This is a genomic window from Nonomuraea sp. CA-143628 (assembly GCF_050942315.1).
In the GTDB taxonomy this organism is placed as follows: domain Bacteria; phylum Actinomycetota; class Actinomycetes; order Streptosporangiales; family Streptosporangiaceae; genus Nonomuraea.
On the sequence record NZ_CP192072.1, the window covers coordinates 1,657,082 to 1,668,987 of the forward strand.

12 protein-coding genes are annotated in these 11,906 nt (G+C 68.4%); 5 read left to right on the forward strand and 7 right to left on the reverse strand.

What is annotated here, in order from left to right; genetic code table 11:
- Positions 1–1,965 carry a serine/threonine-protein kinase gene (locus ACQP2T_RS07740; RefSeq protein ID WP_433515511.1) on the reverse strand — a complete coding sequence of 655 codons (1,965 nt, stop codon included), beginning with the start codon at positions 1,963–1,965 and terminating at the stop codon, positions 1–3.
- A gap of 92 nt (positions 1,966–2,057) precedes the next feature.
- Between ACQP2T_RS07740 and rsmA the strand changes: the two genes are divergently transcribed.
- Entirely contained in the window at positions 2,058–2,900 is an 843-nt protein-coding gene (rsmA, locus tag ACQP2T_RS07745) for a 16S rRNA (adenine(1518)-N(6)/adenine(1519)-N(6))-dimethyltransferase RsmA (protein WP_433519729.1), read from the forward strand.
- 417 nt (positions 2,901–3,317) lie between these two features.
- On the opposite strand, the gene ACQP2T_RS07750 is transcribed toward rsmA, so the two are convergent.
- Entirely contained in the window at positions 3,318–3,515 is a 198-nt protein-coding gene (locus ACQP2T_RS07750; protein WP_433515512.1) for a hypothetical protein, read from the reverse strand.
- A gap of 217 nt (positions 3,516–3,732) precedes the next feature.
- Between ACQP2T_RS07750 and ACQP2T_RS07755 the strand changes: the two genes are divergently transcribed.
- Positions 3,733–4,554, forward strand: coding sequence for a C40 family peptidase (locus tag ACQP2T_RS07755; RefSeq protein ID WP_433515513.1), 822 nt, complete (start codon positions 3,733–3,735; stop codon positions 4,552–4,554).
- Positions 4,555–4,920: 366 nt separating this feature from the next.
- Here the strand turns inward: ACQP2T_RS07755 and ACQP2T_RS07760 are convergent, their stop codons facing one another.
- A complete protein-coding gene (locus ACQP2T_RS07760; RefSeq protein ID WP_433515514.1) occupies positions 4,921–5,655 on the reverse strand; it encodes an arginase family protein in 735 nt (244 codons plus the stop codon).
- A gap of 559 nt (positions 5,656–6,214) precedes the next feature.
- Here ACQP2T_RS07760 and ACQP2T_RS07765 point away from each other — a divergent pair.
- Both ACQP2T_RS07765 and ACQP2T_RS07770 read left to right on the forward strand, forming a co-directional pair.
- Positions 6,215–6,412, forward strand: a complete 198-nt coding sequence (locus tag ACQP2T_RS07765; protein ID WP_433515515.1) for a hypothetical protein — start codon at positions 6,215–6,217, stop codon at positions 6,410–6,412.
- Between the two features lie 2 nt (positions 6,413–6,414).
- Entirely contained in the window at positions 6,415–6,732 is a 318-nt protein-coding gene (locus tag ACQP2T_RS07770; protein WP_433515516.1) for a hypothetical protein, read from the forward strand.
- 84 nt (positions 6,733–6,816) lie between these two features.
- Here ACQP2T_RS07770 and ACQP2T_RS07775 read toward each other — a convergent pair whose 3' ends face one another.
- Both ACQP2T_RS07775 and ACQP2T_RS07780 read right to left on the reverse strand, forming a co-directional pair.
- Positions 6,817–7,170 (reverse strand): hypothetical protein, encoded by a 354-nt coding sequence (locus ACQP2T_RS07775; RefSeq protein ID WP_433515517.1) that lies wholly within the window; start codon positions 7,168–7,170, stop codon positions 6,817–6,819.
- A gap of 872 nt (positions 7,171–8,042) precedes the next feature.
- Entirely contained in the window at positions 8,043–8,501 is a 459-nt protein-coding gene (locus ACQP2T_RS07780; RefSeq protein ID WP_433515518.1) for a hypothetical protein, read from the reverse strand.
- A 561-nt stretch (positions 8,502–9,062) separates the two neighbouring features.
- Here ACQP2T_RS07780 and ACQP2T_RS07785 point away from each other — a divergent pair.
- On the forward strand, positions 9,063–9,965 hold the full coding sequence (locus ACQP2T_RS07785; protein ID WP_433515519.1) for a 4-(cytidine 5'-diphospho)-2-C-methyl-D-erythritol kinase: 903 nt from the start codon (positions 9,063–9,065) through the stop codon (positions 9,963–9,965).
- Positions 9,966–10,320: 355 nt separating this feature from the next.
- Here the strand turns inward: ACQP2T_RS07785 and ACQP2T_RS07790 are convergent, their stop codons facing one another.
- Both ACQP2T_RS07790 and ACQP2T_RS07795 read right to left on the reverse strand, forming a co-directional pair.
- Entirely contained in the window at positions 10,321–11,313 is a 993-nt protein-coding gene (locus ACQP2T_RS07790; RefSeq protein WP_433515520.1) for a CU044_5270 family protein, read from the reverse strand.
- Entirely contained in the window at positions 11,313–11,876 is a 564-nt protein-coding gene (locus ACQP2T_RS07795; protein WP_433515521.1) for an RNA polymerase sigma factor, read from the reverse strand. The genes ACQP2T_RS07790 and ACQP2T_RS07795 overlap by 1 nt, the downstream gene beginning before the upstream one ends.
- Positions 11,877–11,906: the final 30 nt, after the last annotated feature.

Genomic DNA, 11,906 nt, shown 5'->3' on the forward strand with positions numbered 1-11,906 from the left:
TCACAACCGGACCTCGATCTGGTTACCGTTCTTGAGCCTGGTCGCGATGAGTTGTACCGGTTTGCGGTACAGCGGCAGGTCGAACACGAACGCGTTGTCGACGCGGTCACCCGCGGTGATCGCCGCCGGGAACGCGGGCTCCACCGGGTCGTGACGCCCGCCCTTGTCGTCCAGCAGCGAGACGATCGGGTCGCCGATCTCCTGGCGCTCGCCTCCGGGGTTCAGCATCGTCCAGCGGACCACGCACAGCTGGCCCAGGGTCTGCGTCTTGCCCTCGTACTCCTTCAGGCCGCACTGCGGGGCCGCCGCGACGATGAGCTGCGGGTCGTCGAAGGACTTGCCGAGGGCGAACCGGTGACCGAGGTCGTTGGGCCGCGCCGAGGCGGACGCCGTCTGGGTCTGCGACTGGACGGGCAGCGTAGTGTTGCGGCTGGAGGTCACGATGAGGACGGCGAAGGTGACGGCGATGGCCGCCACGGCCGCGGCGGCCGCGATGAGCCACCGGGTGCTCAGAGACCGTCCGGGGGCCGGGGCCTGGGTGTCGTCCGTGGACAGCGCCTCTGCCTGGAGTCCCGGATTCGTCTGGCGACCCTGTACGTTCAGCTCCTCCTGACGGACCTGGGCCTGGACCTGAGCCTGGTCCGGCTGCTGCGTCTGCTCGGGTAAGCGGGCCTGCTCCTTCTTGGCACTCGGCTTCTTGCGCAGCCCTTTCTTGGGGGTCGGCTGCTGGGGGGTGGGCACCTCCCAGCGCGCCAGCTCCTCGCGAGCCGCCTGCTCCTCCCGGCGAGCCAACTCCTGCAGATCGGGCTGCTCCTGACCCGGCGACTGTTCCCGAAGAGCCTGCTGCGGCTGCGGCGCTTGCTGCCCCTGCGCCCCCGCCTGTGACCCAGGCTGTGACCCAGGCTGTGAGCCCGGCTGTGACCCCGGCGTCGCCTCCGGCCGAGATCCCGACCGGCCTGGGTCGGTCGCTATGGCCGGTCCCTTGGCCGTGGTGTCGCTGGGCGGCGGCGTGGCGAACGTGGCGGTGATGTCGGGCTCGTTCACCACGTTCTGCGGCGGCTCCCAGCCGTCGAGCAGCCCGGGAGCCACCAGAGTCGGCGGATCGACCGCCGGTGCCGCCGATGTCGGCGCAGGGGCGGGCGCGGTGCCTCCGACCAGGGCGATCAGCAGGTCCTGGGCGGTGGGCCGCTGAGCCGGATCCATGTCGGTAGCCCGCCGGACCAGCTCATCGAGTGGCGCGGGCAGAGCGCCCAGGTCCGGCGGCGCGTTCAGTACGCGCGTCGCGAGCGTGATGGGGTCGCCGCGCCCGAACGGGTGGCGCCCATTACCGGCGTACGCGATCAGGCAGCCCCAGGCGAAGATGTCGACGGCGGGAGTGACCGTTTCCCCGCGCACCTGCTCAGGCGCCCACCAGCCGGGACTGCCCAGCAGCTCACCGGACATGGTGAACCCGGTCTCCCTGTCGAGCGCCCTGGCGATGCCGAAGTCGATCACTCGCGGCCCGGACAGCGACAATATGACATTGGCCGGCTTGAGATCCCTGTGCACCAGCCCGGCGACGTGGATCGCCGCCAGCGCCGCCGCGACTCCCAGCGCGACGCCGTGCAGCGGCCCCGGGTCCAGCGCGCCGTACTTGGCGATCTGGTCCGACAACGGGGTGCCGCCGATGTACTCGGTCACCATGTACGGGCGGCTGTCGCCAGTGTTGCCGTTGTCCAGCACCTGGGCCGTACAGAACGATGCCACCCGTCGCGCGTTCTCCACCTCGGCGTGAAAGCGGTCCGCGAACCCTTGCTGGTTGGCGAACTCGGCCTTCACCACCTTGACCGCGACAAACCGCCCCGTCGGTGCCCTGGCCAGGAACACCGTACCCATGCCGCCCTCGCCGAGTCGGCCGAGCAGCCGGTACGGGCCGATTTCCCGCAGATCCGTCGGGCGGAGCGGCGCGGCGCCCGTTGGCTCCATCAAGGACGTCCCTTCCTGTTCCACGCCCATCCTCCCCTGTGGTGCCCCCATCCGCCATCGCAGGTTCTTCGATGCGGGAGACTGGTTGGATGATGAGCCTGTTGGGCCCTGCAGAAATACGTATTTTGGCGGATAAGCTAAATCTTCGTCCGACGAAAAAGCTAGGCCAAAACTTCGTGATCGACGCGGGAACCGTGCGGCGCATCGTCAGAGTGGCCTCACTGGCCCCAGACGACGTGATCATAGAGGTGGGCCCCGGCCTCGGCTCACTCACCCTCGCACTGCTCCCCGAAGCCCGGCATGTGGTGGCCGTCGAGATCGACCCCGTACTCGCGGGCCAGCTCCCGCTGACCGTGGCGGGCCGCGGCCTAGGCGACAAGCTCACGGTCGTGGAGGCCGACGCCATGCGCGTCACCCCCGCCGACCTGCTGGGCCACACGCCCACCGCCCTGGTCGCGAACCTCCCGTACAACGTCGCGGTCCCCGTGGTCCTGCACCTGCTGCAAGTGCTGCCGTCACTGCGCAAGGGCCTCGTGATGGTCCAGTCGGAAGTGGCCGACCGCCTCGCGGCCGGCCCTGGGTCGAAGGTGTACGGGGTGCCGTCGGTGAAGGCCGCCTGGTACGCGGACGTACGGCGAGCAGGCCCGGTGGGGCGGACGGTGTTCTGGCCCGCACCGAACGTGGATTCCGGCCTCGTCTCCATGGCCCGCCGGGATCCGCCCGAGACCTCGGCCTCGCGCGAGGAGGTGTTCGCGGTGATCGACGCCGCGTTCGCACAGCGCCGCAAGACGCTGCGGGCCGCGCTGGCATCCTGGGCCGGCAGCCCGGCGGAGGCGGAAACCGCCTTGCGGGCGGCCGGGGTGGACCCGTCCGCGCGGGGGGAGCAGCTCGACGTAACAGCCTTCGCCCGAATCGCCGAGGCCAAGCCCTCGTAGAGCGGGCGGGTACGGCTCGCACGCCTCGGGCTATCGGCGCGTTTGAGGGGATCCGCGCCTGTGGAGATTCGAGCCCGTGGAGATCTGCGCTCGAGGGGGACTCGTACCCGAGGGGGACCCGTACCCGAGTTTGCCTGCGTGCTTAGGCGATCGGACATCAGGGCCTGGAAGCCACAAAAGCCATCCCCGGCCACCCTGGTAATCCACAGAGGGTCGCCTCCGCAACTCCAGTTATCCACAGAACTCCGCTCGGCTCCCCGCCCCCAAGCCCGATCGCAAGATCCTGGGGCCTCCGTTCCGCACGTCGCAGGAGGCCCACATGACCCCCCACTCCGCCCTGACCTGCCGCTTCGGCTTGACCCTCCACTCTGATCTGGGCACTCGCTTCAGCCCGCCCGCCAACCCCGCCCCGACCCCTCACCCTGACCTGAACATCCGCTCCAGCCCAGCCACCCACTCCGGCCTGAACATCCGCTCCAGCCCAGCCACCCACTCCGGCCTGAACATCCGCTCCAGGCCAACCACCAGCCCCGCCCTGGCCAACAGCCCCGCCCTGAACGCCAGCCGCGCTGTGAGCCCCGGCCCCGCTGTGAGCCCCGGCCCCGCTCTGAACACCCGCGCTGCCCCGGACCCTCGCCCCGTCCTGAGCCTCCGCCCTGCTCTTACCGGGCTCGCGGTCGGAGGAGGCACCCTCGCAGCGCTCCTCGCATTCCCCAACACGGCTGCTGCCGCGAGCACCAGCGCGACCTCACTCAAGCCACCGACGACCCAGTGCTTCCACCTGATCGCCCTACCCACCAAACCCGTGAACGGCGCGCGCGATACAAGCCCCGTGAACGACGGACGCGAAACGAGCCTTGCAAACGGCGGACCCTATATGAGCCCCGCGAACGGCGGACACGATACGAGGCTCTCCCGGGACGTCCCACCAGAGACACTCTTGGCCCTGCGTCCTGAGAGCGTGGACCATTCTGATGGCGTCGACCATCCCGGTGGCGCGGACCAACAGCCCATCTACATCCTCATCCCCCTGCCCCCAGAAGCCTGTCCGGCCCCCAACCTCCCAGCCACAACTCCCGGAGACCCCGGAGACGCTGGAGATCCCCGAGACGCCGGAGATCCCCGAGACGCCGGAGATCCCCGAGACGCCGGAGACGCTGGAGACCCCCGAGATACTCCGCCCAAGCCAAGACCCACCAAGCCTGGGATCAATTCCGGAAACAAGCCCGGGACCAAGCCCCGGACCAAGGGCGACATCGCGGCGGCAGCCGCCATCGACCAGTTGGGCACCCCGTTCTCGTGGGGCGGCGGCACACCGTCAGGCGCCACCACAGGCATAGGCAGGGGAGCCCACACCAAGGGCTTCGACTGCAGCGGCCTGACCCTCTACGCCTGGTCCAAAGCCGGCATAAGGCTCGGCCATTACACAGGCACCCAGTTCCGCCAGGGCCGCAGAGTCACACTCGGCGAGCTACGCAAGGGCGACCTGCTCTTCTTCGGTGGCGGCACCGGCGACCCCACTCACGTCGGCCTCAACCTCGGCGGCGGCGTAATGATCCACGCCCCCAAAACCGGCGACGTAGTCAGAAGAACCCCGTTCCTAACCTCCACCTACTATCGCCCCCTATACCGAGGCGCTGTACGCCCGGGCTGACCCCGACAGCCGACAGCCCCCCGAGCCGCTCCTGGCCGTCACCACGGTACGAGGGTCGGTTCTCGTTCCTGGGCCGCGCCCCGCCGAGCCTCTCTTGGCCGTCACCACGGTACGAGGGTCGGTTCTCGTTCCTGGGCCGCGCCCCGCCGAGCCTCTCTTGGCCGTCACCACGGTACGAGGGTCGGTTCTCGTTCCTGGGCCGCGCCCCGCCGAGCCTCTCTTGGCCGTCACCACGGTACGAGGGTCGGTTCTCGTTCCTGGGCCGCGCCCCACCGAGCCTCTCCAGGCCGTCACCACCGCACGAGGACCAGTTCTTGTTTCCGGGCCGCATCCATCCCCTCGATTCGCCGGGTGCGGCCCGGCTCCTCAAGCACGAGCGCAGACTTTGACCAACTTCTCGACCAGAGGTGCGAGCAACTCCTGATCCTCGGACCTGCCCGGCTCATACTCCACGATCCCCAGCCCTGCCACTTCGAACCGCTCCGCCACCGCGCTGACCAGTCCAAGCAACCCATCAGGTCGCATCCCGCCCGGGGCCGGCGTCCCCACGCTGGCGAACACCTCCGGATCCAGCACATCAAGATCGATATGTATGTAGACGGCCTTCTCCTCGAATCCACGCTCCTTCGGAAAGCCGCCCTGCTCCCGATCGAAACCAGCTGAAGCGATCGCATCGACCAGAGTCGCGGAGTCCGGCATGCCCAGATGACACACCCCACTCGCCTCAACGAACGCACCCTCGGCCGGATCGAGATCCCGCACCCCGGCGAGCACGATCTGCCACGGACGGACCAGTTCCTCGGGCACCAGCCCCTCCGGTCCTTCACCGGTGAGGGCTCGCAGCACCATCCCGTGAAACGCCCCAGACGGTGAGCCGGACGGCGTATTGAGATCCCCATGAGCATCGAACCAGACGACCACCAGCCGATCCCCGTATGTTCGCCGAGCCGCCGCCACCGGCTCCAATTCGACCCCGCAATCACCTCCAGCAGTGACCATGAGCCCTTCGCCCACTTGCAACATCACCGCCCGCACCCGAGAGGCCGTGGTTACCAGATCATCATCGACTTGCACACGCAGTCGCCGCGTCGCAGGCACCATCCCGGCCACCAACCGGGCCCCCTCCCGAAGCCGCTCCGCCGTAGCAGACCCCGACCCCCGCCACTGCGGCACCTCAACAACCGTCACTTCCGACAAAACACACTCTTTCTCTCCAAAAGGCCTTATTCCCCCAATCTAACGTCGCCCAAGTCGAGTCATTTGCCGCCATGCTTCGCGCGGTCTGTGCCTTCCGGGTGGTGTCCCGCCGTGCAGCGAATCAACGACCTAGTGACACGTCGTCTACCAGGCCGCATGAGGGGCTGTACGGTTTTCGATCGGTTAACTGAACACACCCGGGACCGCGATGGCCCGCGACCTGCTCACCCGGTAACGGGCGACTGTTACGCACACGGTTGCGTGGGAGTCCAGGGCTGCGATGCCCTGGGCCACCCGACCTTCCGGTCTTCACATCTTCTTGGTCGGCGCTGATGGTGATCGGCTGATGGTGATCTATCGCTCGGTCGAGGACCGGTGGCGGGATTCGGCATGGTCGGCACCCCGCTTCCGGCCTTGATCGGTGCCGTCGGGACGACTAGCCTGATCGCCGTGCTGCCGGAAGGTGGGGGCCGAGGCGATCGCGCCAGGCGGGAAGAGCCCCAACCGCGACGAGCTGTTCGGCCACAATGAGCTGTTCGGCCACGACGAGCTGTTCGGCCACAATGAGCTGTTCGGCCACGACGAGCTGTTCGGCCACGACGAGCTGTTCGGCCACGACGAGCTGTTCGACCACGACACGATGGAGTTCGGGACCGACTGACGATGAGCGCGGAAGAGGATTTCAAGCAGGTCGGCGCCGAGCTTGCCGACCTGGGTGTACGGATCTCCAGGATGATGGGGAGTCCCGCGCTCAAAGATCAGGCGGGGAAGGTGTTCGCGAGTCTGCAGCGCGACGGCGCGATGGTGTTCCGGCTGGTCAGGGACACCCCCGAACACGCAGCCGCGCTCCAGCTGGCCGGGGCGTCCCTGTTCGACCCCTCGGAGCAGGGCAGGACGATGAAGGACTGGGTGGTCGTGCCCCACTCCTCGGTCGAGAAATGGACAGATCTGGCCGAGGCTGCCCTCAGCCGCCCACGCTGATCATCGGGCCACATCGGCGGTGTGGCGGCGGGTGTCCGAGTCGGGCAGGACGCGGAGCACAGCGTCGGCGAGGTTAGCCTGCCGCTAGCGCAGCCACCGCAGAGCTGCGTCGGCGCAGTCGTCGGGGCTGCTGTTGAAGGCGATGGCCGCGTTGGGCGCGTGCTGCCGGACCAGGTTGACCGCCTTCTCGAAGAGTTCGAGCAACGGCTCGTGCTTGCGGATGCCGCCCCCGATCACCACGCAGACGTAGTCTTTGCGGGTCAGCGCCTCAACGATCGCTCCTTCGGGGTTCTCGTCAACTGCCAACAGGCACCAGTCGGCCTCGATACCATGATCGTCGAAACGGGCCTGACCGCGTGCCATCGCCGCCTGAACTGGCTCCGGGTCCCAGCCCTCGAGCTTGGCGGGATCGAGGCCGACCACCAGTACTTGTGCCACTGTCACGCATCCTCCTTCTCAAAGAGCGTTCTGCCAGCGCGATGGTTGAAGGTGATGTCTGGGCGCATCGAACATTGTCGACCTCCTCCAGAGGGCGCCACGTTATCCCGATCTTGCCACGCGCGCTTCTCGACGTGCTCTCGCCAGAGTGGCAGGACATCGCGCCAGATACTTCCGCTTCAGGTGCTCGATCCATTTGCCACGTCATGCGTGCCGACGTGGGTCGGCAAAGCCCACAGGTTTCATCGGCCCGCCCGGCGGGTCAGCCCCGGGCCCGTCAGGCTGACGGGTCAGCCCTGGGTCGCCAGGATTAGCAGTAGGGCAGCTCGATCAGTTCCAGGGTGCCGTCGCCCTAGCGCAGCCACATGCTCTGGGACGTGCCTTTGAGTTCTTGGATCTGCGTTCTGTATGGGGTGGTGTGTGAGTTCTTGGGCCTGGGCTCTGTATGGGGTGGTGTGTGAGTTCTTGGATCTGCGTTCTGTATGGGGTGGTGTGTGAGTTCTTGGGCCTGGACTCCGTACGGGCCGGCGTGTGAGTTCTCGGGCCTGGGTTCCGTGTGTGTCGGCGGGGCCGGGCTACAGCTCGCAGAGCTCACCGGGCCTGGAGAAACAACAGGTCTGCGCCGAGATCGAGCAACGCGATCCCTGGAACGGCTGGAAACTCACCCTGGCCGTGGGTGACCCCGCCGAGTGGGCGGAACTGATCTGTGAGCGTGTTGAGGAGGCCACCTGGGTTGCCCCGCCCCTGATCCCATACAGGCCGATGCTTTTCGCGACCCGCCGTTCGAGTCGCGCGTGTCCGGCGGCCCACTTTCGTACCGAAATCAGGCCTGGGTACTGAGTCGGCTGCGGCGGTAAGCCCGCATGGACAGCTCAGGCCAGGGCCGAGATCTCGATCCGGGTATGGTCGGTGGGGTCCACCAGGCACGACAGCACCACGTTCCCCCGCTCCAGGTGTTCCCCCATGGACGAGCTGAGCCGGGCTGTGCGCTCGATCTCGTACGGGCTGCCGCCCTGAGGGGTCACGCGAAGCCGCAGCAGCCAGATGTAGCGTCCGTTGAACTTGTTGGACGTCTCCTCAATCCCCAGGACCGCCGCGTTGCACGGCACCGCGACCGCGCGCTCCTCCGGCGTGAAGATTCGCAGCGCGGCGGATTCCATGCTCGCGAACGAGATGGAGCCCATGGCGAGCAGCCCCGCGCCCAGGAGGACGAACATCGCGCTGACGTACGCCCCGACCCGGGTGTGCGGCTTTCGCCGCAACACGAGGAACAACACCACGGCCACGATCACTGCGATCACGGCGAATGTCCCGAAGACGATCGATGGCATCGTTCTTCCTCACGCTGAGAGGCGGACTCTGGCAGCCGGCCTTGTCCGTTCCGATGTCGATAGTTGATCAGGTGTCGCTTTCATGGCGACTGCAGCCCGCATGATCGCGCGGCTCCTCTCCTATGCGACATTCCGCCAAAGCGGGCCGGCGGAGCCCTCAGCGCACTGGCAACGCCGGCATCTGGCACCGCAAGTCGCGGGCGTCCGCTCCGCGCCACGCGCCACGCGCCACGCGCCACGCGCCACGCGCCACGCGCCACGCGCCACGCGCCACGCGCCACGCGCCACGCGCCACGCGCCACGCGCCACGCGCCACGCGCCACGCGCCACGCGCCACGCGCCACGCGCTCCGCGCCACGGCGATGGTTTTACCAGGATCGCCGACCGCAGTGCCGGAGAATCGCCCCCTCGGGTACGGGTGTTGCATCGGTCCCGTACAGGCGTCACCACTTCTGCCGAGAATCATGTGTGCGGGAAGCGAGCCCCTATAGGCTCGGGTGTCCTCGACAGGCTCGAGAAGAGTCCTCAACCTCGGCAAACGACGAAAGTGACAGAAGATCGATGAGCTCGGTTACCGTACGGGTGCCCGCGAAGGTCAACGTGCAGCTATCCGTCGGACCGCTTCGGGAAGACGGCTATCACGACCTGGTCAACGTCTTCCACGCCGTATCGATCTTCGACGAAGTGGTCGCCAACGAGTCCGAGTCGATCACCGTCACGGTGGGGGGCGACTGGGCGGACCGGGTCCCGATCGATAACGAGAACCTGGCGATTCGGGCCGCGAGAGCCCTGGCCAAGCACGCGGGCCGCACCTATGGCGCGGCACTGGTGATCCGCAAGGCGATCCCGGTGGCCGGTGGCATGGCCGGGGGGAGTGCGGACGCGGCGGGGGCTCTGGTGGCGTGCAACGAGTTGTGGGGGCTTGGCCTGCCGTTCGACGACCTCATGGAGATCGCCGGCGACCTGGGAAGTGACGTGCCCTTCTCACTGCTCGGCGGCACGGCGGTGGGGATCGGGCGGGGTGAGCAGCTCAGCGAGCTGCCGACCGGTGGCCGGTTTCACTGGGTGTTCGCGGTGGCGGAGGGCGGGCTGTCGACGGCCGCCGTCTATGCCGAGTGCGACCGGCTCCGTGCCGCGACCGGTGCGGAGACCCCCTGGCCGCAGCTGAGCGACCCGCTGCTGGAGGCGCTCGGTGCCGGGGACGCCCGCAAGCTGGGCGCGTACCTGACCAACGACCTCCAGCCCGCCGCCCTGACGCTCCGCCCTCAGCTGGCCGACACCCTTGAAGCCGGTCGCCAGTACGGCGCGCTCGGCGCGATCGTCTCCGGCTCCGGTCCGACCTGCGCCTTCCTCGCGACCGACGCCGCCCACGCCGACCGTCTGGCCGCCGCTCTCACCACGTCCGGCATCACCCGCACCGCGATCCCCGCTCACGGCCCTGTCCCAGGCGCCGTGGTGGTCTGACACCACCGGTCGGCCGACCGGTTCGTTGATCAGCGCGATCTCGATGGCCCAGATGCCCAGAGCTACCTCCTTCAGCCCCTAGATGCGGCGGATGTGGGCCCACTGCTGGTCACGGGGCTGGTCACGGGGCTGGTCACGGGGCTGGTCACGGGGCTGGTCACGGGGCTGGTCGCGTGGCTGGAGTCATGGGGCGGGGTCATGGGCGGGGGTCACAGGGCGGGGGTCACAGGGCTGACCTTCTCAGGTCGGAAGCCGGGGCAAGAGTTGATGCCTGTGCCATGTGCGTGCTGCCCATGCCAGGGCGGTCGGCTGGGCCGCGGCCCTGGGTCTCGTCGTCAGCCTGCCTCCGCTGTGATCAGGAGCGTTGGCCGGGCTGGTTCACGATCTTGGCTTCGAGCTGGGCGGTCAGGCCCACCTTGCCCGCCTTGAAGGTCTCCTTGCTGCCGTCGGCCCACTTGTAGGTGCGGTCCTTCAGCCGTGTTGAGTTGGTGCCCAGGTAGCGGAAGGTCTCCGGGTCCAGAATCAGGTAGTTGCGTGCCTCGGCCTCGGTGAGGCTGAACGCCACGCCACGCCGTCCGTCGGCGTCGGGCACGTCCTGGGTCACCGTCATGCCCTTGATCGTGGGCAGCGCGCGAAAGAGCGCGGCCCGTACCTCGGGGGCGAGCCACTGCTCGGTCATGAGCTGGTTGATCTCCATGAGAAGCATCCCCGGCGGGACGCGGCCGTTCAGCTCCTGCGGCCCCCGGCGGTCTTCGTCGAGGATGGCCGCCTTGATCTTGGTAATCACTCCGGTCGAGGTGACAGGGGGCTTGGCCAGCTCGGCCGGGTTCATGACCGCGCTGCCCTGGAACATCAACTTGCCGCCCTGGTACCAGGCCGACCGCTTGCCGTCCACGCTGGTCCACCGTTCCCAGGTGTCGCGCTGGTCCCGGTCGACGTCCCCTTCGACGCCGCTCAGCTGTAGTTCCTTGGTATAGAGCCACTGGCCGGAGGCCGGGGCGGGCGTGGGGTCGGTCTCGGCCGCACGAGCGGCGCGCTCGCCCAGCTCGGCCACGCTGGCCACCGGTGCCATGTCCGGCTGGTCCCTGAGCGCCACGACGGTCCCGCCGACGACCAGGGCCAGCGCCGCGGCCACCGCGACCCGCCAGCCGAGCCTTCTCGCGCGAGTCGCGGTCGGCTTCCCTACGGCCCCCGACACCAGTCGTAGGGCTCCCCGCTCGTGAACCGCCGTCACCAGCGGTGCGGCCCCCGGCTCGTTGATCGCCGTCATCAGCCGTGCCCTGGCCGCATCCGCGGCTTCGGCGGTCATCGACGGGGTGTTCCGGCGAAACTCCTTGATCGCGTTCATCACAGCTCCTCGTCCCCGAGCACGTTCCTGGCCTTCTTCCGCGCCCGGTGCAGCCGTGACCGTACGGTCCCCACCGAGATGTCCAGCGCCCGCGCCACCTCCTCGTACGACATGTCCTCCCATGCCACCAGCAGCAGCACGTCCCGATGTCCACGGGGCAGGGACGCCAGCGCCCCCGCCAGCTCACGCTCCCTGCCCTGCGCCGTCACCTGGCGCGTCACGATGTCGGCCAGCTCCTCGGGCAGAGGGTCAACCCCGGTGCGACTCAGCGCCCGCAGCAGCCGCTCCTCCTGCCGCCGATGCCTGGCGATCAACGTGGTGGCGATGCCGTACAGCCAGGGCCTGGCCAGCGCGAACGACGTGTCGTACGTCCCGCGCCTGCGGAAGGCCGCCAGGAACGTCTCGGCCACGATGTCGTCGGCGGCCTGCGTGCCGAGCCGCCGCGCCGCGTACAGGTGGATCTGCTTGGCGTAGCGGTCGAAAAGCGTGGCGAACTGCTCTGGGTCGTGTGCCGAACGACGGATCAGTTCTCCGTCGTCGATCTCGACAGTCTCAGCACTCAACGCCTCTCCTCCGTGAGTAGGTATTTCACC

Bases quoted from the DNA above. Each gene is read 5' to 3' on its own strand.
- ACQP2T_RS07770 (WP_433515516.1), top strand. From the start codon at position 6,415: ATGAGCGCGGAAGAGGATTTCAAGCAGGTCGGCGCCGAGCTTGCCGAC.
- ACQP2T_RS07760 (WP_433515514.1), bottom strand. From the start codon at position 5,655: ATGGTGCCTGCGACGCGGCGACTGCGTGTGCAAGTCGATGATGATCTG.
- rsmA (WP_433519729.1), top strand. From the start codon at position 2,058: ATGAGCCTGTTGGGCCCTGCAGAAATACGTATTTTGGCGGATAAGCTA.
- ACQP2T_RS07790 (WP_433515520.1), bottom strand. From the start codon at position 11,313: ATGAACGCGATCAAGGAGTTTCGCCGGAACACCCCGTCGATGACCGCC.
- ACQP2T_RS07785 (WP_433515519.1), top strand. From the start codon at position 9,063: ATGAGCTCGGTTACCGTACGGGTGCCCGCGAAGGTCAACGTGCAGCTA.
- ACQP2T_RS07740 (WP_433515511.1), bottom strand. From the start codon at position 1,965: ATGGAGCCAACGGGCGCCGCGCCGCTCCGCCCGACGGATCTGCGGGAA.
- ACQP2T_RS07780 (WP_433515518.1), bottom strand. From the start codon at position 8,501: ATGCCATCGATCGTCTTCGGGACATTCGCCGTGATCGCAGTGATCGTG.